Origin of the sequence: Kitasatospora sp. NPDC051853, from assembly GCF_044452665.1 — a bacterium.
Classification (GTDB): domain Bacteria; phylum Actinomycetota; class Actinomycetes; order Streptomycetales; family Streptomycetaceae; genus Kitasatospora.
The window spans coordinates 143,699-169,117 of sequence record NZ_JBITBY010000012.1 but is presented as its reverse complement, the minus strand read 5'-3'; the positions used below and the strand labels follow the sequence as shown (position 1 = coordinate 169,117).

6 protein-coding genes are annotated in these 25,419 nt (G+C 75.5%); all 6 read right to left on the bottom strand.

Features of this window, described 5'->3' with window-relative positions; all coding sequences use genetic code 11:
• Positions 1–20 precede the first annotated feature (20 nt).
• Complete coding sequence (locus ACIA8O_RS31065) at positions 21–878, bottom strand: siderophore-interacting protein (protein ID WP_396297314.1); 858 nt, start codon at positions 876–878, stop codon at positions 21–23.
• 60 nt (positions 879–938) lie between these two features.
• On the bottom strand, positions 939–2,645 hold the full coding sequence (locus ACIA8O_RS31060; protein ID WP_396297313.1) for an ABC transporter ATP-binding protein: 1,707 nt from the start codon (positions 2,643–2,645) through the stop codon (positions 939–941).
• Positions 2,638–4,419 (bottom strand): ABC transporter ATP-binding protein, encoded by a 1,782-nt coding sequence (locus ACIA8O_RS31055; RefSeq protein ID WP_396297312.1) that lies wholly within the window; start codon positions 4,417–4,419, stop codon positions 2,638–2,640. The genes ACIA8O_RS31060 and ACIA8O_RS31055 overlap by 8 nt, the downstream gene beginning before the upstream one ends.
• A gap of 81 nt (positions 4,420–4,500) precedes the next feature.
• Positions 4,501–4,725, bottom strand: coding sequence for an MbtH family protein (locus ACIA8O_RS31050; RefSeq protein WP_380149775.1), 225 nt, complete (start codon positions 4,723–4,725; stop codon positions 4,501–4,503).
• Between the two features lie 36 nt (positions 4,726–4,761).
• Complete coding sequence (locus ACIA8O_RS31045) at positions 4,762–14,430, bottom strand: amino acid adenylation domain-containing protein (RefSeq protein WP_396297311.1); 9,669 nt, start codon at positions 14,428–14,430, stop codon at positions 4,762–4,764.
• Positions 14,427–25,397 carry an amino acid adenylation domain-containing protein gene (locus ACIA8O_RS31040; RefSeq protein WP_396297310.1) on the bottom strand — a complete coding sequence of 3,657 codons (10,971 nt, stop codon included), beginning with the start codon at positions 25,395–25,397 and terminating at the stop codon, positions 14,427–14,429. The genes ACIA8O_RS31045 and ACIA8O_RS31040 overlap by 4 nt, the downstream gene beginning before the upstream one ends.
• Between the last annotated feature and the right edge of the window lie 22 nt (positions 25,398–25,419).

Here is a 25,419-nt window from a genome sequence, read left to right as displayed (position 1 = left end):
AGTGCGGTCGGACGACGGGCTCAGGCGTGCTCGTGCTCGTCGTCCTCGTGGTGGTCGTGGTTGGCGGTGCCGCGCTTCCAGTAGCCGTCCACGTCGACCTGCTGCTTCAACAGGCCGCGATCGTTGCGCAGGTGACGGCGGATCGGCTTGAGGGTGTTGGCCTCGCCCGCCACCCAGCAGTAGCCCATGCCCTCGGGGAGGACGGCGGCGCGGATCGCCCGCTCCAGCAGGTCGGTGGTGCCGGCCGGGGCGGTGCCGCGGTGCAGCCAGGTCATGGTGAGGTCGGTGGCGGTCTCGAAGACCTGCTCGTCCTCGGGGCCGGGGACCTCGGCGAAGGCGAGCACCTTCACCCCGGCCGGCAGCATCTCGATCCAGCGGGCGAGGGCCGGCAGGGCGGTCTCCTCGGCGGCCAGCAGGTACCAGTCGTGGACGAAGTCGATCACCTCGGAGCCGCGCGGCCCGAAGACGCCGAGCTTCATCCCCGGCTCGGCGGCGGCCGCCCAGGAGGATCCGACCCCGGTGCCGTGCAGCACCATGTCGATGTCCAACTCCTGCTCCGCCCGCCGGTAGTGACGGATGGTGTAGTCCCGGGTGAGCGGCTCGGACATGCCCTCGGGGGCGTCCACCCAGGTGTCGTCCACCACGACGGGCTCGACCGGAGCAGCAGCCCCCTCCTCCGCGAAGCAGAGCTTCACGTGGTCGGTGGGCTGCTGCTCGCAGAAGCCTTCCAGGGCCTCGCCGCCGAAGGTGACCCGCACCGTGCCCGGGGTGACCCGGAGCACCCGCTTCACTTCCAGGAAACGGTACTTGAGCGGGTGCCGGACGATCCGCAGCCGGGGCGGAACGGTCACGGCGGGCACGGCGGCTTCGGTGGTCATGGTCGGCCCGTTCGGTGCGGAGGCAGAAAGGTGATCAAGTGAGCTTAGGCTAGCCTAACTTCACTGCAGAACACCAGCCGCCTCCGAATCCGCCACCACCCGGCCGTCCGCCATCCGCACCACCCGGGGCAGCCGCGCGATGGTCTCCGGCCGGTGCGCGATCACTATCAGCGTGCAGTCCGCCCGCAGCTCGTCCAGCGCGTGCTCCAGCCGGGCGGCCGTCGCCGGGTCGATGTCGGCCGTGGCCTCGTCCAGCACCAGCACCGCCGGATCGGCCAGCACCGCCCGGACCAGGCCCAGGATCTGACGCTCCCCCGCCGACAGGTTCCCGCCCCGCTGCCCGACCTCGGCGTCCAGGCCGCCGGGCAGGCCGGCGATCCAGTCGGCCAGGCCGAGCCGCTCCACCGTCCACTCGATCTGCGCGCGGGTCGGGGCGCCCTGCACCAGGGCCAGGTTCTCCGCCACCGTGCCGGTGACCATCCGGACCTCCTGCGGCACCAGCACCACCCGGCGCCGCAGTTCGGCCTCGGGCACCTCGCGCAGGTCGGTGCCGCCGAAGCTCACCGTTCCGCCGTCCGGCGGGTAGAGGCCGCAGAGCAGCTTGGACAGGGTGGTCTTGCCGGAGCCGGTCTCGCCGACCACACCGGTGCGGCTGCCGGCCGGGAAGGAGAGCGAGACGGCGTGCAGGGTCCGCCGGTCGGCGCGGTAGTGGTAGTCCACCGCCTCGCAGCGCAGCTCGCCGTGGTCCGGCAGCGAGGCCGGACCGGCGGGCCCCGACGGGGCGGTGGCGTCGAGCAGTTCGAGCAGCCGGGCCAGGCCGGTCTTCGCGCCCTGCACCTCGCCGACCAGCTGGGAGAGCTCGGTGAAGGAGTCGAACAGGTTCCGGCTGGCCAGCACGAAGACCACCACCGTGCCGAGGCTCATGGTGTCCTGGGTGACCATCCAGCCGCCGACCGCGAGCAGCACCACCAGCGCCAGGCCCTCGACCAGCGAGACCAGGTCGATCCGGTTCTCCACCAGCAGGGCCCGCCGGGCGGCGGTGACGGCGTGGGCGTTCTCCCGGTCGAAGCGCCTGCTCCAGCCGGACAGTCCGCGCGAGGTCTGCAGCGCCTCACGGGCCGTCAGGGTCTCGGTGAAGGTGGCCGCGACGGCCGCCTCCGCCTGGGCCTTGCCGCCGAAGGCGGCACCGGCGTCGCGCTGGAACCACCGGGTCACCAGCAGGGTGAGCGGCAGGAAGACGGCCAGCTGCACCAGCAGCATCAGCCAGGAGTACCCGGCCAGCAGCACCACGGTGAAGAGCAGGGTGGCCCCCGAGGAGACCAGGTTGCGCAGGTGCAGCCGGACGAAGGCGGCCAGCGCGGCCACCTCCCCGGTCGCCCGGCGCAGCAGCTCGCCGCTGCGGTGGGTCTCCAGGAAGCGCAGCGGGGCGGTGGCCAGGTTCTCCACGGCCCGCTCGCGCAGCGTGCGGACCACCTCCTCACCGGACTTGATGAGCAGCAGCTCGCCGGTGCGGGCCAGCGCGAGCTGCGCCACCGCCACCACCACCAGCAGGGCCACCGCGAGGCCGAGCACCCCGCGGTCGCCGTCCGTCAGCGCGTCGGTGGCCAGGCCGACCAGCGGCGCGACGGCCACCAGGGCGGCCGAATCGGCCAGCCCGACGCCCAGCGCGATGCCGAGCTTGGTGCGGTGCGGCCGCAGGTACGGGGCCGCGCGGCGCAGCACCTGCTTCTGGTCGGCCTCGTCCTTCAGCACGGCCTGCTCAGCCACGGGACACCTCCTCGGTACGGTCCTCCGCCTCGGCGGAGTGGAGCGGGGCGGCCAGCGTGACCACCCGGTCGGCGGCGGCCAGCACGGCGGAGCGGTGGGTGCAGAAGACCACGGTGCGGTCCTCGGCCCAGACCTTCAGGCGCTCCAGCACCAGCTGCTCGGTGCTGGTGTCCAGGGCGGAGGTGGAGTCGTCCAGCAGCAGCACCTTCGGATCGCCGAGCAGCGCCCGGGCGATGGCCAGGCGCTGGACCTGACCGCCCGACAGGGCGGTGCCGCCCTCGCCGAGTTCGGTGGCGTAGCCGTCCGGCATCGCGGCCAGCTGGTCGTGGATGCCGGCGGTGCGGCAGGCCTCGACCAGCGCCTCCTCGGGCAGGTCGCGGCCGAGCCGCAGGTTGTCGGCCACCGTGCCGGAGAGCAGCACGGGGCGCTGGGCCACGTAGGCGATCCGGGTGCGGACCTCGTCCAGCGTCACCTCCCGCAGGTCGGTGGGGCCGTAGCGGACGGTGCCGGTGGCCGGGTCGTCCAGCCGGACCAGCAGCCGGAGCAGGGTGGACTTGCCGGAGCCGGTGGCCCCGTCGAGCGCGAGGAACTCGCCGTGCGCGACGGTGAGGTCGAGCGGGGCCAGCACGGTGCGGCCGTCCCGGACGGCGCTGACGCCCGTCAGGGTGAGCGCCCCGGTGGCGGGCAGCGGCTTCGCGGCGCCGGGGGCGGGCTCGACCACGGTGGGGAGGATGGAGAGCGCCTCGTCGATCCGGGCGGCTGCCACGTCGGCCTGGCCGCGCTCCAGCAGCCGGTCCACCAGGACCCGGGTGGCCAGGGTGATGATGGCCATCCAGGAGATGAAGGCGACCAGCGCGCCCTTCTTCAGCGAGCCGTCCAGGACGGCCAGGCCGCCGATGCCGACCCCGGCCGCGACCGCGATCCGCGGGACGAACGGCGCCGCGGCCGCCCAGCTCGCCTCGACCCGGGCGGCGATCACGGTCCGCCGCTTGACCTCGGCGCTGGCCAGGTGGTGACGGTCCACCAGGGGGCGGTGGCCGCCGGTGCCGCGCAGGCCGGTGCCGACCTGGAGCAGGTCGGCCACCGCGTCGGCCCGGTCGCCGTGCGCCGTGGCCAGCTCGCCGCTGGCGGCGGCGAAGCGCTTGGGGAAGTACAGGTTGACCCAGACCAGGAACGGCAGGGTGGCCAGGGCGACCAGCAGCAGGCTGACGTCCGTGGCGGCGAGTGCGGGCAGCACCACCACGAAGGTGGTGGCCAGCACCACCCAGATCGCCAGGCCGTGCACCCACTCGCGGACCAGGTCGGTGTCCCGGGTGGCCCGCATCGACAGGTCGCCGTGGCCGCGCGAGGCGAGCGCGCCCCGGTCGAGCGAGGACAGGTGGCGCAGCAGGCGCGAGCGCAGGTCGGCGCCGACCTTGCAGTCCGCGTAGGCGGAGAGGAACTGCCAGCCGAACAGGCCGGCGAACTGCACCACGGCGGTGGCCAGGGTGGCCACGCTCCAGAACAGCAGGGTGCCGCTGTCGTTCTTCTCCAGGCCCTCGTCGATGGCCTGCTGCACGCACCACGGCACGGCCAGCAGGGCGAGTTGGCGGATCGCGGCGGCCACCATCGCGGCGGCCACCAGGCCCCGGTGCGGGCGCAGCGCGCCGCGCAGCAGGGCGCGGGCCCGGCGGCGGCGCTCGGGCGAGAGCGCGGCGGGGTCCAGGTCCTCGTCGGCGAGGTCCTCGGCGGTCAGCCCGCCGGGGTCGGCCGGGGCGATCTGATCGGTGCTCAACTGGTGTCCGTCTGTTCGGGAGCGGAAGTGGTCCGGGGCGGGGGCGGTGGCGCGGGGCTCACCGCCCCCGGATGCCACGGATCAGGCGGAGGCGGCCTCGGTCCGGGCGATCAGGCTGGCCGGGCGCATGTCGGTCCAGTGGGCGTCCACGTAGTCGGTGCAGCCCTGGCGGCTGTCCTCGCCGTGCACGACGGTCCAGCCGGCCGGGACCTCGGCGAAGGCGGGCCAGAGCGAGTGCTGGTTCTCCTCGTTGACCAGCACGTAGTACTGGGCGGCGTCGTCCTCGAAGGGGTTGGTCGAGCTCATGGGGTTCTCCTCTGGGGTGGGGAAGGTGAGTGGGTGTCAGTCCTGGCAGGTGGGGGCGTCCGCCACCGGGCCGGCCAGGAGTTCGGCGAGGGCGGCGACGGTGGGCCGGGCGAGCACGTCGCCCAGGCAGAGGCCGTCGCCCTCGAAGTCGGCCCGCAGGTGCTGGAGCAGCGCCATCGCGAGCAGGGAGTGGCCGCCGAGGTCGAAGAAGTTCTCGTCGATGCCGAGGTCCGGCAGCCCGAGCACGTCGGTGAAGGCGGAGTGCACCAGTACCTCGGCGTGGGTGCGCGGTGCCCGGACGGGGCCGGTGGCGGTGAAGTCCGCGCCGGTCGGCGCGGGGAGCGCCTTGCGGTCCAGCTTGCCGTTGACGGTCAGCGGGAGCGCGTCCAGCACCACGAACGCCGAGGGGACCATGTAGTCCGGCAGACGCTCCGTCAGCATACGACGGACGGCGGCGGTCTCCACCCGCGCCCCGGCAGCCGACACCAGGTAGGCGGCCAGGCGCTTCACACCCGGAGCGTCCTCCCGCACCACCACGGCGGCCTGAGCCACCGTCGGGTGCAGGGCGAGGGCGTCCTCGATCTCGCCGGGCTCGACCCGGTAACCGCGGATCTTCACCTGGTCGTCGACCCGGCCCAGGAAGTCCAGCAGCCCGTCCGGCCGCCAGGCCACCACGTCGCCGGTCCGGTACATCCGGGAGCCCGGCTCGCCGAACGGGTCGGCGACGAAGCGCTCGGCGGTCAGCCCGGGGCGGTTGAGGTAACCGCGGGCCAGGCCGACGCCGTTGACGTACAGCTCGCCGGGGACGCCCACCGGCACCGGGCGGAGCGAGCCGTCCAGCACGTGGGCCCGGGTGTTCCAGATCGGACGGCCGACGGTCGCGGTGTCCGAGTCCAGGGTGCCGCCGCCCAGGGTGTTGATGGTGTACTCGGTCGGCCCGTAGAGGTTGTAGCCGAGCAGGCCCGGGGTGTCCCGCAGCTTGGACCACAGGGTCTCGGCGACGGCCTCGCCGCCGAGCAGGACGAGCACCGGGCGGTGCCGGTCCTCGTCCAACAGGCCCTGGTCGACCAGTGCCTGGGCGTACGAGGGGGTGACGTTGATGACGTCGACGGCGTGCTCGGCGCAGTAGGCGGCGAGCGCCTCGGCGTCGCGGCGCAGCGCCTCGTCCATCACGTGCACCTCGTGGCCCTCGACCAGCCAGAGCAGCTCCTCCCACGACATGTCGAAGGAGAACGACACCGTGTGCGCGATCCGCAGCCGGCGGCCCGCGGCCAGCGCCACCGTCGGGTCGAAGATCGCCTCACGGTGGTTCAGCTGCATGTTCGTCAGACCCCGGTACGGCGTGACCACGCCCTTGGGGCGGCCCGTCGATCCCGAGGTGAAGATGACGTACGCCGGGGAGTCCTGATCCACCGTCACGCCCAGCGGGCCGACCGGCAGGGCGGCCAGCTCGGCTGCCACGGCCGGGTCGTCCAGCAGCAGGCGGGGCACACCGGGGGCCTCGGGCATCCGGGGCAGCGCGGTGGAGTCGGTGACCAGGACGACCGGGGCGGTGTCCTCGACCATGAACTCCAGGCGGTCCTTCGGGTAGTCCAGCTCCAGCGGCAGGTACGCCGCCCCGGAGCGCAGCACCGCGAACAGCGCCGCCACCATCTCCAGCGAACGCGGCAGCCCCAGCGCCACCACCGTCTCCGGACCGGCGCCCCGCGCCGTGAACAGCCGCGCCAGCCGGTCGACCTGGGCGTCCAGCTCGGCGTACGTCCACGAGCGCTCGCCGGAGACCAGCGCGGTCTCCGTCGGCACCAGCGCGGCCCGCTCGGCCAGCAGGTCCGCCACCGTGGCGTCGGGGAGCTCGCGGGCGGTTGCGGCCCACTCCCCCAGCACCAGCTCCTGCTCACGGACCGTCAGCACGTCCAGTGACCCGATCCGGCGGGCCGGGTCGGCCGCGACCTGGGCCAGCACCGCGAGCAGCCGCTCGACCAGGGCCTCGGCGGTGCTCCGCTCGTAGAGGTCGGTGGCGTACTCGAAGGCGATGTCGATCTGCTCCTCGGAGGAGACCTCCTCGAAGTTGAAGTCCAGTTCGAACTTCACCGCGCCCAGCTCGAAGGGCAGGATGCGGCTCTTCAGCCCGAGCAGGCTGCCCTCTCCGCCGGCGCTGTGCTGGTAGCCCAGCATCACCTGGAAGAGCGGGTGACGGCCGGGCACCCGGGGCGGGTTGACGGCCTCCACCAGGCGGTCGAAGGGCAGGTCCTGGTGGGCGAAGGCGGCCAGGTCGGTGTCCCGGGTGCGGGCCAGCAGCTCGCTGAAGGTCGGGTCGCCGGCCAGGTCGTTGCGGAGCACGACCGTGTTGACGAAGAAGCCGACCAGCCCGTCCAGGGCACTGTCCGAGCGCCCTGCCACCGGGGCACCGAGCGGGATGTCGGTGCCGGCGCCGAGGCGGTGCAGCAGGGTGGCCACGGCGGCCTGGAGCACCATGAAGGTGGTGGTGCCGCTCGCCTGGGCTGCGGCCCGCAGGCCGCGGTAGACGACCGGGGGCACCTGGGCGTACACGGTGTCGCCCGCCAGGCGGGCGGTGGGCAGCCGCGGGTGGTCGGTCGGCAGCGGCAGCTCCTCGGGGAGCCCGGCCAGCGCCTCGCGCCAGTAGCCCGCCTGACGCTCCGCCAGACCCGTGGCTCCGTCCAGCAGCTCCTGCTGCCAGAGGGTGTAGTCGGCGTACTGCACCGGCAGCGGCGCCCAGCCGGGCTGCCCGCCGGTCAGGTGGGCGGCGTACGCCTGGTTCAGGTCCTCGATGAACGGGAGCATCGACCACTCGTCACCGGCGATGTGGTGGAACAGCAGCACCACCACGTGCTCGGCCTCGCCCAGCTCCAGCACCGAGACCCGGAGCGGGAGTTCGGCGGCCAGGTCGAAGCCGTACCGGACCTCGGCCTCGACGTCGGCGGTCAGCGTCTCCTCGGTGGAGCGGCGGACGTGCACCTCGCCGGCCGGGGCCAGCACGGTCTGGAAGACCCCGCCGTCCCGCTCGGTGAAGACGGTGCGCAGGCTCTCGTGCCGCTCGGTGACGGAGCGGACGGCCGCCCGCAGCGCGTCCAGGTCCAGCGCGCCGCTGACCCGGACGACCAGCGGCACGTTGTACGTGGCGCCGGAACCGTCGAGGTTCTGCAGGAACCACATCCGGCGCTGGGCGTGCGAGAGCGGCAGGTCGGCCGGGCGCTCGCGGCGGGCCAGCGCCGGGCGCGGGTCGGTGGTCTCGGTGCGCAGGGCCAGCCCGGCAGGGGTCGGCGCCTCGAAGAGGTCACGGACCGTCAGGCGGGTGCCCAGCGCGGCCTTGACCTTGCCGACCAGGCGGGTGGCCAGCAGCGAGTGGCCGCCCAGCTCGAAGAAGTGCTGCTCGGGGCCGACCTCGGCCAGACCGAGCACCTCGGCGAACAGGCCGCAGAGCAACTCCTCGCGGGCGTCGCGCGGGGCCCGCCCGGTACCCGTGCCACCGCTCTCGGGGGCGGGGAGGGCAGCGCGGTCCAGCTTGCCGTTGACGGTCAGCGGGAGCGCCTCCAGCACCACGAAGGCGGCGGGCACCATGTACTCGGGCAGCCGCGCGGCGAGCTCGGCCCGGACGGCGGCCACGTCGATGCCGGCCTCGGTGGCCGGCACCAGGTAGGCGGCCAACCGCTTGACGCCCGGGGCGTCCTCACGGACCAGCACGGCGGCCTGAGCGACCGTCGGGTGGAGGGCGAGGGCGTCCTCGATCTCGCCGGGCTCCACCCGGTAGCCCCGGATCTTCACCTGGTCGTCAGCCCGGCCCAGGAAGTCGAGCAGGCCGTCGCCGCGCCACCGCACCACGTCGCCGGTGCGGTACATCCGGGAGCCCGGCTCGCCGAACGGGTCGGCGACGAAGCGCTCCGCCGTCAGCCCGGGGCGGTTGAGGTAACCGCGGGCCAGGCCGACGCCGTTGACGTACAGCTCGCCGGGCACGCCGACCGGGACGGGACGCAGGAAGGTATCCAGCACGTGGGCCCGGGTGTTCCAGATCGGACGGCCGACGGTCGCGGTGTCCGAGTCCAGGGTGCCGCCGCCCAGGGTGTTGATGGTGTACTCGGTCGGCCCGTAGAGGTTGTAGCCGAGCACCCCGGGGGTGTCCCGCAGCTTCGACCACAGGGTCTCGGCCACCGCCTCACCACCCAGCAGCACCAGCACCGGACGGTGCCGGTCCTCGTCCAAGAGCCCGCAGTCCACCAGGGCCTGGGCGTACGAGGGAGTGACGTTGATGACGTCGATGGCCTGCGCGTCGAGGTAGTCCGCCAGGCCCTGGGCGTCACGGCGCTGCGCCTCGTCGAGGACGTGCACCTCGTGGCCCTCGACCAGCCAGAGCAGCTCCTCCCACGACATGTCGAAGGAGAACGAGACGGTGTGCGCGATCCGCAGCCGTCGGCCACCGGCCAGCGCCACCGTCGGGTCGAAGATCGCCTCGCGGTGGTTGAGCTGCATGTTCGTCAGACCCCGGTACGGCGTGACCACGCCCTTCGGGCGGCCCGTCGAGCCGGAGGTGAAGATGACGTACGCCGGGGAGTCCTGATCCACCGTCACGCCCAGGGCCTCGGAGGACAGCCCGGCCAGCTCGGCCGCCACCGCCGGGTCGTCCAGCAGGACGGTCGCGGCGTGCTCCGGCATCAGACCGGCCGCCGTGGAGTCGGTCACCAGCACCACCGGCGCGGTGTCCTCGACCATGAAGCCGAGGCGGTCCTTCGGGTAGTCCAGCTCCAGCGGCAGGTACGCCGCACCCGTGCGCAGCACCGCGAACAGCGCCGCCACCATCTCCAGCGAACGCGGCAGCCCCAGAGCCACCACCGTCTCCGGTCCGGCACCCCGCGCCACGAACAACCGCGCCAGCCGGTTCACCGTGGCGTCCAGCTCCGCGTACGTCCACGACCGGGCACCGAACACCAACGCCGTCTCGGACGGCACCAACGCCGCCCGCTCCGCCAGCAGATCCGCCACCGTCGCCTCCGGCAGCTCCCGCGCGGTCTCCGCCCACTCCCCCAGCACCAGAGCGCGCTCACGCACCGTCAGCACGTCGACGTCACGCACCCGCAGGCCCGGGTCGGTCACCAGGGCGGTGAGCAGGGCCACCATCCGCTCGGCGTGCTGTTCGACGGTCTCCCGGTCGAAGACGTCCGGGCGGTACTTGAACTCGAAGTCCAGCACCTCGCCGGGGTTGGTGATGAAGATCAGCGGGAGGTGGGTGGCGTCCACGTCGGCGATCTGCTCGACGCCGAGCGCGGCCCGGATGCGGTCCCGCAGCTCGTCGTCGGCGGGGGTGTTGCGGACCACCTGGAGGGTGTCGAAGAGCCGGCCGAGGCCGGTGTCCCGCTGGATCTCGCCCAGGCCGGTCTGGTGGTGCGGGAGCAGCTCGGTCTGCTCGCGCTGGAGTCGGGCCAGGAGGTCGGCGACCCGCTCGCCGCCGTCCAGCCGGGCCCGCACCGGCACGGTGTTGAGGAACATGCCGATGGTGGCGTCGATGCCGGGCAGCTCGGCCGGGCGGCCGGAGACGGTGGCGCCGAAGACCACGTCCTGACGGCCGGTCAGTCCGGCCAGCAGCAGCGCCCAGGCGCCGGAGACCACGGTGTTCAGGGTCAGGCCCTGGCCGCGGGCGTACGAGGCCATCCGGGCGGAGAGCTCTGCGGAGAGCCCGAAGGTGACCTGCTCGGGCAGCAGGGCGGCGCGCTCGCGGGCCTGCGGGGCCAGCAGGGTGGCCTCCTCCAGGCCGGCCAGCGCGGTGCGCCAGACGGCCCGGCCCTGCTCCTGGTCCTGGGCGGCGAGCCAGCGCAGGAAGTCCCGGTAGGGCAGGCCGGGCTCGGGGAGCGAGGGGCCGTCGGCGGTGCCGGTGAGGCCGAGGTGGCAGCGGGTCAGCAGCTCCTGGAGCACCAGGCCGGCCGACCAGCCGTCCCAGAGCAGGGCGTGGTTGGTGAGAAGGATACGCTGGCCGCCGTCGGGGGCGAGCACCGAGACCACCCGCAGCAGCGGCGGATTGGCCAGATCGAAGCGGGTGTGCGCCTCGGCCTCGACCAGGCGGTCGAGTTCGGCCTCGAAGGCCGGTGCGTCCAGCTCCGAGAGGTCGGTCTCGGTGAGCGGGACCTCGACCTCGCGCGGCAGGAAGGCGACGGGGCGCTCCAGCGCGTCGGCCAGGAAGCCCGCCCGCAGGTTCGGGTGCTGCTCCAGGAGTCCGGCGAGCGCGCCGTGCAGCACGGCGAGCGGGACCCGGGTGGAGAGCGAGATGACGTCCCGTGAGGTGTAGACGTCGATGCCCTGGTCGTCGTACCCGGCCTCGAAGAGCAGGCCCTGCTGGAGCGGGGAGACCGGCCAGAGCTCGGCCACCTCCAGCTTGGGCACGGCGGCGGCCGCGAGCCGCAGCTCCGCCTCGGTGGCGGCCGGGAGTTCGGGCAGCTCGGGCCCGGCCTCGGCGCTCTCCCGCTGGTCCGCGAGGGCGGCCAGGGCGGCGGGGGTGCGGAGCTCGAAGACGTCGCGCGGGCTGAGCGCCAGGCCCTCGGCGCGGGCGGCGCCCACCAGGCGGATGGAGGAGATGGAGTCGCCGCCGAGGCGGAAGAAGTCGGCGTCGGCGCCGGTCTCCGGCAGTCCGAGCACCTCGGCGAACAGCTCGCAGAGCAGCTCCTCGGTCTCGGTCTCGGCGGCCCGGGTGCCGCTCTCGCCGGTGAAGTCGAGGGAGAGCGCGGCCAGCGCGGCCCGGTCCAGCTTGCCGCTGATGTTCAACGGGAGGGCGTCCAGCACGGCGAAGGCGGACGGCACCATGTACTCGGGCAGCCGGGCGGAGAGCGCCGCGTGCAGCTCGTCCGGGGTCGGCGCGGCCGCACCGGCGGCGGGCACCACGTAGGCGGCGATCCGGCGGACGGCGCCGGGGAGCACCAGCACGGCGGCGTGGGCGAGGCCGGGCAGCCCGGTCAGGGCGGCCTCGATCTCGCCGGGCTCGATCCGGTGACCGCGGATCTTCACCTGGTCGTCGGTACGGCCGAGGTACTCGATCACGCCGTCGGCGCGGCGGCGCACCAGGTCGCCGGTGCGGTACATCCGGCCCCCCGGCTCGCCGTGCGGATCGGCGACGAAGCGCCCGGCGGTCAGACCGGGACGGTCCAGGTAGCCCCGGGCCAACTGGGGTCCCGCCAGGTACAGTTCGCCGACCGCACCGGCCGGGGCGGTCCGCAGCAGGCCGTCCAGCACGTACGCGCGGGAGCCGCGCAGCGGGCGGCCGACCACCGGCTCGGCGGTGTCGGCCAGGTCGGCGAGCAGGGCGTCGACGGTGGCCTCGGTCGGGCCGTAGTAGTTGAGCGCGGTCAGGCCGGGCACGGCGCGCAGCTCGGTCCAGAGCGCCTCGGGCAACGCCTCGCCGCCGAGCAGCAGTACCGAGGGGCGGTGAGCGCCCGTCAGCAGGCCGCTGTCGAGCAGCTGACGGGTGTAGCTCGGGGTGTTGTCGAGCACGTCGATGCGCTCGGCGCCGACGTACGCCACCACGGCCTCCGCGTCGCGGCGGTCGGCCTCGCCGAGCAGGTGCAGCTGGTGACCGCCGAGCAGCCAGAGCAGCTGGTCCCAGCTGGAGTCGAAGGCGAACGAGGCGGTCCCGAGCACCCGCAGCCGGCGGCCGGCGGCCACCTCGGCGAACGGGCCGCCGAGGTGCTCCTCGGCGAGCGTGCCCAGGCCCCGGTGGGTGATCACCACGCCCTTGGGGCGGCCGGTCGAGCCGGAGGTGTGGATGACGTAGGCGGGGGTGTCCTGATCGACCGTCACCGCCGGGGCGGTGGCGGGCAGGGCGGCCAGCTCGGCGGTGACGGCCGGGTCGTCCAGCAGCAGCACGGTGGCGCCGGGGACGGCGGGCAGGCGGGGGGCCACCGCACGGGTGGTCAGCACCACGGCGGGACGGGTGTCCGCCAGCAGGGCGGCGAGGCGCTCGTCCGGGTGGTCCAGGTCCAGCGGGAGGTAGGCCCCGCCGGCCCGGAGGGTGGCCAGGATCGCGGTGACGGCCTCGGCGGAGCGGGGCAGCGCCAGGGCGGCGGTCCGCTCGGCGCCCAGCCCGTTCGCCAGCAGCAGGTGGGCCAGGCGGCTCGCGGCGCCGTCGAGTTCGACGAAGGACAGCTCGGCGGTGCCGCCCGCCAGGGCCGGGGCGACCAGCGCGCGGTCGTGCGGGGTGGCGGCGGCCTGCGCGGCCAGGCGCTGGGTGACGGGGCCGGCCGGGACGGCCAGCGGGCCGCCGGAGACGGCGGCGGGAAGCGCGGCGCGCTCGTCCACGGTGAGCAGGTCGAGCCGGGCCAGCGGGGTGTCCGGGTCGGCGGCGAAGGCGGCCAGCAGGGCGAGGAAGCGCCGGGCGGCGAGGGCGGCCTCGGCGGGGGTGAACAGGTCGGTGCGGTGGTCGAGTTCGATCCGCAGCTCGCTGCCGGGCAGCAGGGTCAGGCCGAGCGGGTAGTGGGTGGCGTCGCGGGCACCGAGGCCGGTGATCGCCAGCCCGGCGGGCGCGCCGAAGGACTCGACGAGGCCCTCGCCGCTGCCCTGGTAGTTCTCCACCACCAGCAGGGTGTCGAAGAGCGGGCCCTCGGCGGCGGCCTGCTTCTGGATCGCGGCCAGGCCGAGGTGCTGATGGGCCATCAGGGCGGCCTGCTCACGCTGTACCCGGGCGGTGGCGCCGGCCAGCGTGTCGGCGGCCGAGAGCCGGACCCGGACGGGCACGGTGTTGATGAAGAGGCCGACCATGCCCTCCGCGCCCGGCAGGTCGTCGGGGCGGCCGGAGACGGTGGTGCCGAAGACCACGTCGGCGGTGCCGGTGAGCGAGCCGAGCTGCACGGCCCAGAGGGTGTGGGCGAGGTTGCCGAGGGTCAGGCCGCGGGAGCGGGCGGCGGCGGTCACCGCGGCGGACAGCTCGGGCCCGGCGGCGAGCTCCACGGTGGCGGTCGGCGCGCCGGAGACGGCGGGGCCGACGGGGTGCGGCTGGTCGAACCCGGCCAGCGCCTCGCCCCAGGCCGCCTCGGCGGCGGCGGTGTCCCGGGTGGCGAGCAGCGCCAGGTGGTCCCGGTACGGGCGCACCGGCGGCAGGACCGCGGCGTCGCCGTGCGAGCCGTACAGCGCCAGCAGTTCGCGGACCAGGATCGGCATCGACCAGCCGTCCAGCAGCAGGTGGTGACAGGTGATCACCAGCCGCGCGGAGTCCGCGCCGAGCCGGGCCAGGGTGAGCCGCAGCAGCGGCGGCGCGGAGAGGTCGAAGCGGCGCTGCCGGTCCTCGGCCATCGCCGCGTCCACCGCGGCCGCCTGGGCCTCCCCGGCGAAAGCGGTCAGATCGGCCTCGCGCAGCGGGGTGGCCACGGTGCGCGGGACGAACTGGACCACCGCCTCCGGGTCCTCGTACCAGAACCCGGCCCGCAGGTTGGCGTGCCGCACGAGCAGCGCGTCCACGGCGGCGGCCAGCCGGGTGGTGTCGACGTCCCCGGCCAGGTCGAGGTGCGACTGCACCACGTAGACGTCCTGCGCGGTGTCGTCGTAGAGGGCGTGGAAGAGCAGGCCCTCCTGGAGCGAGGACAGCGGGTAGACGTCCTCCAGGTCGGACATGGCCGGCTGCTGGTCGGTCGGTTCGGCGGAGTTCGTCACGGTGCTCTCGGTGCTCTCGGGGTTCTCGGGGTTCTCGGTACGGACGGGGCGGTCGGGGGCGGTCACGGGCGGCGCCTCCGGCTCGGGCGGGCGCCGCCGCGCAGGCGGGCCTCCAGGCGGTCGATCTGGGCCTGCTTGAGGGTGACCAGGCCGAGGTCGGAGGGGGTCAGCCCGCCGGCCCCGTCTCCGGTGCCGTGCCGGGCCAGGGCGTCGAGGGCGGCGAACCAGGCGTCGGCCAGTGCCTCGGCCTGAGCGCCGGTCAGCAGGGCCTCGGGCCAGCTGAGTTCGACGGCCAGCTCGGGCCGGCCGTCCGGGCCGCCCTGCACCACGGCGTCGATCTCCAGCGGGTACCCGGCGGCCTGGGCGGCGTCCGGCCCGGCGGCGCCGGTGACCACCGCGCGCTCCTCGGCCGGAGCGAGCGGCCAGCCGCCGAGCGGGGCGCCCGCGCCGTCCAGTCGGCCCCGGTAGTTGAACAGCACCTCGGAGCGGCGGACTCCGGCCAGCACGGCGGCGGTCTGCGGGTTGAGGTGGCGCAGCAGACCGTAGCCCAGCCCCTTGTCGGGGGCGGCACGGAGCTGCTCCTTGACCTGCTTGAGCACCTGCCCGGCCTGCTCGCCGCCGCCCAGGGCGGCGGCCGGGTCGAGCCCGGCCAGGTCGAGCCGGACGGGGTGCACGGTGGTCAACCAGCCGACGGTGCGGGCCAGATCGGGCGCGGGCACCCCGGTCAGCCCGGCACCCCGGCCGTGGCCCTCCAGGTCGATCTGGAGGACGGGGGCGGCTTCGGGGTGGGCGGTCGCGACGCCGAGCGCGAGCCCGGCCAGCAGCACCTCGTCCACGCCCGCGTTGAACGCCTGCGGCAGCTCGGTGAGCAACGGCGCGGTGCGGTCGGCGGGCAGGGTGCGGCGCAGCGTGCGCAGGGTGGCGACGGTGTCCCGCTCCGGGTCGGCGGTCAGGTCGCCGAGCGGGCCGGCCGGGCCGGCCAGCGCGGTGCGCCAGTACGCCGCCTCGGCCACCCGGGGACGGCAGTGGGCCTCGGCGAGCAGGGCACGGGCCCAGTCGGCGAGGCCGAGGGCCTCCGGTTCGGCGGCGGGGGCGAGCCCGGCGGCGGCCCGGGCGTAGCCGGCGGCCAGTTCGGGCAGCAGGGTGCGCCAGGAGACGCCGTCCACGGCGAGGTGGTGGACCGTCAGCAGCAGGCGGCCGTCCTGCGGTCCGGCATCGAACCAGACCGCGCGCAGCACCCGGCCGCTGTCCGGGTCGAGCCCGGCGGCGGCCCGGTCGGCTTCCGCTGCGAGCGCGCCGAGTCCGGTGACCACGCGGAGCGTCGCCGGGTCGGTGGCGGCCGGGGCCTGGGCGGCGGGCAGCACCTCCTGGGTCCACACCCCGTCGGTGCGGTCCAGCTTGAGGCGCAGCGCCGGGTGGTTGCTGGCGAGGGCGGCCAGCGCGGTGCGCAGGGCGCGCTCGTCCAGGCCCGCCGGGACGGTGAGCAGCACGGACTGGTTGAAGCGGTCGATCGGGCCGCCGCGCTCGCGCAGCCAGTGCACCACCGGGAGCGAGGGCAGCTCGCCGTCCTGCACCACCGGGAGCACGGCCGCTGACGGTGTGTCGGCCACTCCGGTGGCGGCCGCGGCCAGTGCGGCCGGGGTCGGGTGGGTGAAGACGTCCTTGGCGGTGATCTCCAGTCCGGCCTTGCGGGCCTTGCTGACCAGCTGGATCGAGACGATGGAGTCGCCGCCGAGGGCGAAGAAGTTCTCGTCCTCGCCGACCGAGTCGAGGCCGAGCACCTCCGCGAAGACCCGGGCCATCGCGGCGGCGGGCTTCCCGCTCGGTGCGGCCGCGGCGACCGGGCCGCGCGACGGGTCGGGCAGCGCCTTGCGGTCCAGCTTGCCGTTGACGCTCAGCGGCAGCGCGTCCAGCACCGTGACCACGGCGGGCACCAGGTGCTCGGGCAGGGTGGCGGCCAGCGCGGAGCGGACGGCGGCCGGGTCGACGGCGCCGGTGACGTAGCCGAGCAGCTGCCGCGCCCCGCCCTCGGTGAGGGCGCGGGCGGTGACGGCGGCCTGGGCGACGCCCGGGACGGCGGCCAACGCGGCCTCCACCTCGCCGAGTTCGATCCGGAAGCCGCGGATCTTCACCTGGTCGTCGGTGCGGCCGAGGTACTCCACCTCGCCGTCGACCCGGCGGCGCACCAGGTCGCCGGTGCGGTACATCCGGCCGCCCGCCGCGAACGGGTCGGCGACGAACCGGCCGGCCGTCAGGCCGGGGCGGCCGAGGTAGCCGCGGGCCAGCTGGACGCCGGCCAGGTAGAGCTCACCGGGCACGCCGACCGGCACCGGCCGCAGCCGCGCGTCCAGCACGTACAGCTTGGTGTTCCAGACCGGGCGGCCGATCGGGACGGTGCCCGCGCCGGACCAGGCCCGGTGGTAGGTGACGTCCACGGCGGCCTCGGTGGGGCCGTAGAGGTTGTGCAGCTCGATCTGCGGCCAGAGCGCGGCGAAGCGGTCCACGGCTGCGGCGGGCAGCGCCTCGCCGGAGCAGAACACCTTCCGCACGCCGGTGAAGCCGTCCCGCAGCGCCGGGTCCTGCTCGGCCGCGGTGGTGAAGGCGGTGAGCATCGAGGGCACGAAGTGACAGGCCGTCACCCCGGCGGAGGCGGCCAGCCCGGCCAGGTAGACCGGGTCGCGGTGGCCGCCCGGGCGGGCGAGCACCACCCGGGCGCCGGTGACCAGCGGGAGGAAGAACTCCCAGACCGAGACGTCGAAGCTGGCCGGGGTCTTCTGCAGGATCCGGTCCTCGGCGGTGACGCGGTAGACCTCGGCCATCCAGTCGAGCCGGTTGACGATGGCCTGGTGGGTGACCAGCACGCCCTTGGGGCGGCCGGTGGAGCCGGAGGTGAAGATGACGTACGCGCCGTGGTCCGGGCCGGGGGCGGCGGGTTCGGCCTGCGGCCCGTCGGCGTCCACCGCGAGCAGCGGCGCCCCAGGCAGCGCGGGGAGCTCCACGCCCGGCACCGTGAGCACCGCGACGGGCGCGGCGTCCTCGACCATGGCGGCCAGCCGCTCGGCCGGGTACTCGGTGTCCAGCGGCAGGTACGCCGCACCGGACTTGAGCACGCCCACCAGCGCCACCATCAGCTCGGCGGAGCGCGGCACCGCGACGGCCACGATCCGGTCAGGACCGGCGCCCCGGGCGGCCAGCACCCGGGCCAGCCGCCCGGCCCGCTCGTCCAGCTGACGGTAGGTCAGCGTCTCGCCCTCGAAGTCCACGGCGACGGCCTCCGGCGTGGCGGCCACCCGCTCCGCGATCCTGGTCAGCAGGGTGCCGTCCCGGACCTCGCGGTCGGTGGCGTTCCACTCCCCCGCCAGGCCCCGGCGCTCCTGCGCGGAGAGCGGCTCGATCAGCCCGGCCTCCCGGCCAGGGGCGGCCAACGCGGCGGTGAGCACGGCCAGCAGGCGCTCGCCGAACAGGCGGGCGGTCGCGCGGTCGAAGAGGTCCTCGGCATGGATGACGGTCAGCTCGGTGCGGGAGCCGTCGGCGGATTCGGCGAAGTTCAGCGCCAGGTCGAAGCGCGCGGCGTGCACCGGGTCGGGCAGCAGCTCGGTGCGGGCGCCGAACAGGCCGGTGTGCCCATCGGTGGCCTTGCGGTGCTGGACCATCACCTGGAACAGCGGGTGGCGGCCGAGCGAGCGCTCCGGGTTGACGATCTCCACCAGCCGGTCGAACGGCAGGTCCTGGTGGGCCAGCGCGCCGAACACCACGTCCCGGCTGCGCTCCACGAGTGCGTCGAAGCTCGGGGCGCCGCCGAGGTCGTGACGGAGCACCAGGGTGTTGACGAAGAAGCCGACCACCGACTCCACCGCCTCGTCGGTGCGTCCGGCCACGGGGGTGCCGAAGGCGACGTCCGACGTCCCGGCCAGCGTGCCGAGCAGCAGCGCGGCGGCGGCCTGGGTGACCACGAAGGGGGTGACGCCACGTCGGCGGGCGTAGCCGAGCAGCTCGGTGTGCAGCGCCTCGGGCAGCGCCAGCCGGACGGCGCCGCCGCGCCCGCTCGGCTCGGCCGGCCGGGGCCGGTCGGTCGGCAGCGCCAACTCCGCCGGGAGGGCTTCCAGTTGCCGCGCCCAGTAGGCGCCCTGCTGGGCGGCCGGGCCCTCGGTGGCGGCCAGCAGCTCGGCCTGCCAGAGGGCGACGTCGGCGTACTGGAGCGGCAGTGGGGCGAAGGCGGGCTCGGTGCCGGCCTGTCGGGCCGCGTACGCCTGGTCGAGCTCGCGCAGCAGCACGCCCTCCGACCACTCGTCACCGGCGATGTGGTGCACCGCGATGCTCAGCACGTGCCGCTCGGGCCCGGTGGTGAGCAGGGTGGCGCGGACCGGGATCTCCTCGGCCAGCTCGAAGGCGTACGCCCCGGCGGCGGCCACCGCCCGGGACAGCCGGTGCACGGTGGTCTCCTCCACCGTGAACGGCACCCCGGCCTGAGCGGGCGTCAGGATCCGCTGGTACGGACGGCCGTCGCGGTCCGGGAAGACGGTGCGCAGCGCCTCGTGCCGGGCCAGCACGTCGCCGAAGGCGGCGCGCAGGGCCTCGGTGTCCAGCGGGCCGTCGATCCGCACCGCGCACGGGATGGTGTAGGCGGCGGTGGCGCCGTCCAGCCGGTACTGGAACCAGAGCCGGGCCTGAGCGGCGGAGAGCGGCAGCAGCTCCGGGCGCGGGCGGGCGGTCGGGCCGGGGCGCCCCGCGGCAGCCGTCGCGAGGCGGGTGGCGAGGGCGGCGGGGGTGCGGGTCTCGAACAGGTCCCGGACGGCGGTCTCCACGCCGAGCCCGGCCCGCAGGCGGCCGGTGACCCGGGTGGCGAGCAGGGAGTGGCCGCCGAGGGCGAAGAAGTCCTCGTCCGGTCCGACGGCGGGCAGGCCGAGCACCTCGGCGAAGACCGAGCAGACCAGGGCCTCGCGCTCGTCCCGGGGCGGACGGCCGCTCGGCGCCGCGTAGGCGGCGGCGTCCGGCGCGGGCAGCGCCTGGCGGTCCAGCTTGCCGTTGACGTTCAGCGGCAGCCGGTCCAGCGCCACGATCGCGGACGGCACCAGGTACTCGGGCAGGGTGGCGGCCAGCGCCTTGCGCAGCACGGCGGTGTCCAGCTGCGCGGGGGCGGCGTAGCCGACCAGGCGCTTGGCCCCGCCGGGAGCGGGCAGCACCAGCACGGCGGCCTGGGTGACCCCGGGCAGGGCGGCCAGCGCGGCCTCCGCTTCGCCGGGCTCGACCCGGAAGCCGCGGATCTTCACCTGGTCGTCGCCCCGGCCGAGGTAGTCCAGCGTGCCGTCGGGGCGGCGGCGGACCAGGTCGCCGGTGCGGTACATCCGGGTGCCGGGGGCGCCGTACGGGTCGGCGGTGAAGCGCGCGGCGGTCAGCGCCGGGCGGTTGCCGTAGCCGCGGGCCAGGCCGGGGCCGGCGATGTAGAGCTCACCGGCCACCCCGGCGGGGACCGGCCGGAGGCGGGCATCGAGCACGTAGACCCGGGTGTTGCCGATCGGGCGGCCGACGGACGGGGTCGGGCTGTCGGCCAGGTCGGCGCCGAGGGTGTCGACGGTGTACTCGGTCGGGCCGTAGAAGTTGTGGCCGATCACGCCCTCGGTCTCCCGCAGCCGGGTCCAGAGCGCCTCGTCCACCGCCTCGCCGCCGACCAGGAAGAGCAGCGGCCGGTGCGCCGGGTCGTCCAGCAGGCCGCACTCGACCAGCTGGCGGCCGAAGGACGGGGTGACGTCCAGGGTGTCGATCCGGTCGGCCAGCAGACGGGCCGTCAGCGCCTCCGGGTCGCGGCGCAGCTCCTCGCCGTAGACGTGCAGCGGGTGGCCGGTGAGCAGCCAGAGCAGCTGCTCCCAGGAGGAGTCGAAGGAGAAGGAGGCGGTGTGCGCGGCGCGCAGGCGCCGGCCCCCGGCCGCCTCCACCGCGCGGGCGAAGACCGTGCCGGCGTGGTGCTCCAGCATGTTGGCCAGGCCCCGGTGCGGCACCTGGACGCCCTTGGGGCGGCCGGTGGAGCCGGAGGTGTGGATGACGTAGGCCAGGTCGTCGGGGTGCGGGGCCACCGGCTCGGCCGACAGCGCGCCCAGACGCTCCGTCAGCACCGGGCCGAGGCCGTACGCGTCCAGGACCGGCAGGCGCTCGGCCACCTCGGCGGTGGTCAGGGTGAGCAGTGGCTCGGCGTCCTCCAGCATCAGCGCGACGCGCTCGGCCGGATGGTCCAGGTCGACCGGCAGGTAGGCGGCGCCGGACTTCAGCACGCCGAGCAGGGCGGCGACCGACTCGGCGGAGCGCGGCAGCGCGAGGGCCACCACGGTGCCGGGGCGGGCGCCCAGGGCCGCCAGGTGACGGGCGGTTAGCTCGGCGCGGGCGGCCAGCTCGGCGAAGGTCAGGCGCTGCTCGCCGCAGACCACGGCGAGCGCCTCGGGGGTGGCGGCCACGGTGGCCGCGAAGACGTCCAGCACGGTGCCGCCGGGCAGCGGGCGGGTGGTGGCGTTCCACCCGTCCAGCAGCTGGGCGCGCTCGGCCCCGTCGAGGACGTCCAGGGTGCCGACGGGAGCCTGCGGGGTCTCGGCGACGGCGGTGAGCAGGCGCAGGAGGCGGGCGCCGACGGCGGCGGCCTGGGCGTCGGTGAAGACGTCGGGGCGGTACTCGACGGTGAGCTGCGGGTGCTCGCCGGGGAGGGTGAGCACGGTCAGCGGGTAGTGGGTGGCGCCCCGGTGGGTGAGGCCGGCCACCCGGAGCCCACGGGCCGTCAGGGCGTCCGGGTCGACGGGGTAGTTCTCCACCACCAGCAGGGTGTCGAAGAGCGTGCCCTGCCCGGCGAGGGCCTGGATCTCGGCGAGACCGAGCAGCTGGTGGTCGAGCAGCGCGGACTGCGCGGACTGCAGGCGGGCCAGCTCCTCCACCACCGGCTCGTCCTCGCGCGGCTCGAAGCGCACCGGCACGGTGTTGGAGAACAGGCCGACCATCGACTCCACGCCCGGCAGGTCGGCGGGGCGGCCGGAGACGGTGGCGCCGAAGACCACGTCGGCGCGGCCGGTGAGGCGGGTCAGCAGGATCGCCCAGGCGCCCTGGACCAGGGTGTTGAGGGTCAGTCCGTGGGCGCGGGCGGTGGCGGTCAGGGCGGCGGCCAGCTCCGGGCCGATGGGCAGCTCCAGCTCCCGGCCGGGGGCGCTCCCGGCGGCGGGCGCGCCGAGCGCGTCGGCCAGCAGGGTCGGGCCCTCCAGTCCGGCGAGCGCCGCGCTCCAGGCGGCGGAGTCGGCGGCCTGGTCCCGGCCGGCGAGGCGCTCCAGGTGGCGGGCGTAGGGGGTGGTGGCGGGCAGCGCGACGATCTCCGTGCCGCCGTAGGCGGCGAACAGCTCGCGCAGCAGCACCGGCATCGACCAGCCGTCGATGACGGTGTGGTGACGGGTCAGCACCAGGTGGTGGTGGTCGGCGCCGAGGGCGACCAAGGCGCAGCGCACCAGCGGTGCGGCCGCCAGGTCGAAGCGGCGGGCGGCCTCCTGCTGCTCGATCTCGGCGAGCGCGGCGGCCTGCCCCTCGACGGGCAGGGCGGTCAGGTCGTGCCGGGTCCACGGGACGGTGACCTGACGGGCGATCAGCTGGACGGGGCGGCCGAGGGCGTCGGTGGTGAAGGAGGCGCGCAGCGCGGCGTGCCGGTTGACGACGCCGTCGACGGCGGCGGCCAGGCGCTCGCGGTCGAGCGGGCCGTGCAGTTGGAGGGAGGTGAGCGAGGTGTAGAGGTCGTCGGCGTCGTCGGCGCGCTGCTGCTCGGCGTGGAACAGCAGGCCCTCCTGGAGCGGGGAGAGCGGCAGCACGTCCTCGGCCCAGGGCTGGGCGGCGAGCAGCCGCTCGCGCTGCTCGGGGTCGAGCAGGGGGCCGTGCTCGGTCTCGACCGGCCCGGTCGCGGCCTCGACGGCGGCGGCGATCCCCGCCACGGTGCGGCGCTCGAAGACCACCCGGGGCGTGATGGCGTACCCGGCCCGGCGGGCCCGGCTGCCCAGCTGGATGGCGGAGATCGAGTCCCCGCCGAGGGTGAAGAAGTTCTCGTCCACGCCGAGTTCGGCCAGGCCGAGCACCTCCTTGACCAGGTCGGCGATCACCCGCTCGGTCTCGGTCCGGGGTGCCCGGCCCGCGGTCGCGCTGAGCTCCGGGTCCGGCAGCGCCCGGCGGTCGATCTTGCCGTTGGCGGTCAGCGGGAAGGCGTCCAGCACCACGAACGCGGCGGGGACCATGTACTCGGGCAGGGCGGCGGCGACCTCGGCGCGCAGCGCGGCCGGATCGACCTCGGCACCGCTGACGTAGGCGATCAGCTGCGGCCGCCCGGGGGACGTCTCGCGGACCACGGCGACGGCGCGGGTGACGCCCGGACGGGCCGTCAGCGCGGCCTCCACCTCGCCGAGTTCGATCCGGAAGCCGCGCAGCTTGACCTGGTCGTCCACCCGGGAGAGGAAGTGCAGGCCGCCGTCGGGAGTGCGGCGGACCAGGTCGCCGGTGCGGTACATCCGGGCGCCGTGGTCGAAGGGATCGGCGACGAAGCGGCCGGCGGTCAGGCCGGGGCGGCCGAGGTAGCCGCGGGCCAGCTGGCCGCCGGCGAGGTAGAGCTCCCCGGGGACGCCGGGCGGGACGGGCCGCAGGGCGCCGTCCAGGACGTGGGCCCTGGTCCCGGCGAACGGGACGCCGATGCCGGGCACTCCGGTGTGGTCGGGCGCCAGCTCGGCGGAGGTGGCCCAGACGGTCACCTCGGTCGGGCCGTACACGTTGGTCACCCGCCGGGTCGCCCGGGCCAGCCGCCCGGCCAGCTCGGCGGGCAGCGCCTCGCCGCCGACCAGCGCGTGCACCCCGGCCAGCGCCGGGAATGCGCCCTCGGCGGCCTCGGTCAGCAGCAGGTGCCAGAGCGTCGGCGTCGCCTGAACGGCCTTCGGCCGGTGCGCCTGCACCAGGGCGCCGAGCGCCGCCGGGTCGAGCACGGTGTCGCGGTCGGCGAGGACCAGGGTGGCGCCGGTGCTCAGCGGGCCGTGCAGCTCCAGTCCGGCGATGTCGAAGGAGACCGTGGTGACGGCCACCAGCGAGTCGCCGGGTCCGAGTTCGAGCTGCGGGCGCATCGCGGCCAGGAAGCCAGCCAGTGCCCCGTGCTCCACCACCACGCCCTTGGGCCTGCCGGTCGATCCGGAGGTGTGGATCACGTACGCGGGCGCGGCCGGGTCCGGGGCGGTCACCGGGGCCGGGGTCACGGCCGCGAGCTCCGCCTCGGTGGCCGGGTCGTCCAGTACGACCACCGGTACGCCCGCCGGCACCAGGTGGGCGACGGCCGCCGTGGTGACGGCGCAGACCGGGCGGGCGTCCTCGGCCATGTAGGCGAGGCGGTCGGCCGGGTAGTCCAGGTCCATCGGCAGGTAGGCGCCGCCGGCCCGGAGCACGGCGAGCGCGGCCACCGGCAGCGCGGTGGTCCTCGGCACCGCGAGCGCGACGAAGCGCCCCGCCGCGCCGCGACCGGCGAGCAGCGCGGCCAACCGGCCCACCCGCTCGTCCAGCTGACCGTACGTCAGGGTGCCGTCCACGGCGCTCACCGCGGTCGCCTCCGGCGCGGCGGCGGCCCGCTCGGCGAACAGCTCGACCACCGACCGGGCTCCCGCCGGGTGCCCGGTGGCGTTCCAGGCGGCCAGGGCCTCCTGCTCCGCGGCGGTCAGCAGCGGCAGGTCCCGCAGCGCCCGCCCGGGGGCCTCGGCCAGCGTCACCAGCAGCGCGGCGCAGCGCTCGGCGTGGGCGGCCAGCTCCTCGGCGGTGTACAGCGCGGGGTTGGCGTCGAACTCCAGGGCGATCACGTCGTCCGGGCTCTTGGTGACGGCCAGCTGGAGGTCGTCCACCGGGCCGGCCGCCAGGTTGACGGTGTGTCCGGCCACCCCGGCGAAGTCCAGTGCCAGGTCGAACGGCTTGATGTTCAACAGCGGCCCGTAGAGCCGCTGTTCGGTGCCGACCAGGCCCAGGTCGCGGCGCAGCTCCTCGCCCCGGTGGTGCTGGTGGCGGCGGGCCTCCTTGAGGGCGGCGGCGGCGCGGCGCAGCAGCGCGGTGAAGTCCTCGGTGCCGTTCACCGGCAGCCGCAGCGGGAGGATGTTGACGGCGGTGGCGGCCACCCGCAGGGTGCCGGGGGCGGTGCGGGCCATGAAGTGGGTGCCGATCACCGGCTCGGGGCTGCCGGTCATCCGGTGCAGGTACGCGGCGTACCCGGCGGTGGCCGCCTCGGCCCAGGTGGCCTTGGCGGCGTGGGCGGCGGCCAGCACCGCGGCCGACCGGGCGGCCGTCAGCTCCAGCCGGTGGCGGAGCACGGTGGCCGAGGCCGGGGCAGTGAGCTCGGTCAGCCCGGGGGCGCCGGGCAGGTCGGCGAAGCGGGCCGTCCAGTAGGCGCGGTCCTCGGCCGCCCGCGGGGAGGCGAGGTAGGCGGCCTCGGCCTCGGCGAGCACGGCCGGCGGGCGCAGCGGCGAGGGCCCGGGCTCCCGCCCGGCGGCCAGCTCGGTGTACACCTCGGCCACCCGGCGGGTGAGCATCGCCACCGCGTAGCCGTCCACCACCAGGTGGTGGAACCACTGGAACAGCAGGTACCGCTGCTCCCCGGTGCGGGCCAGCAGCGCGCCCGGCTTCGGCCCCTCACCGGTCAACTCGACCGGCCGGGCCAGCACTTCGCGGACCACCGCGACCGCATCGGCATCCGGGTCGGCGGCCGCCCGGGTGTCCAGGCGCTCCAGCCGCCACGCCTCGGCGTCGAAGGCCGGAGGCAGCCGGAAGGCGGCGCCGTCCCGTTCGGCGAGCCGGAAGTCCAGCCCGCCGGCCTCGGTGAGCACCTGCCGCAGTGCCCGCTCCAGCAGGGCGGCGTCCACCGGGCCGTCGAGCTCGACGTACTGGCCGACGTTGTAGCAGGGGTTCTCCGGGTCGATCCGCTGGGCGGCCAGCACGCCCGCCTCGGCGGCGGTGAGCGGCAGGGCGGCCTGCGCGGTGGTCTCCGTCGGCTGGTTGCTCGCCTCTGCCATGCTCGGTCTCTCCGGGGGTGCG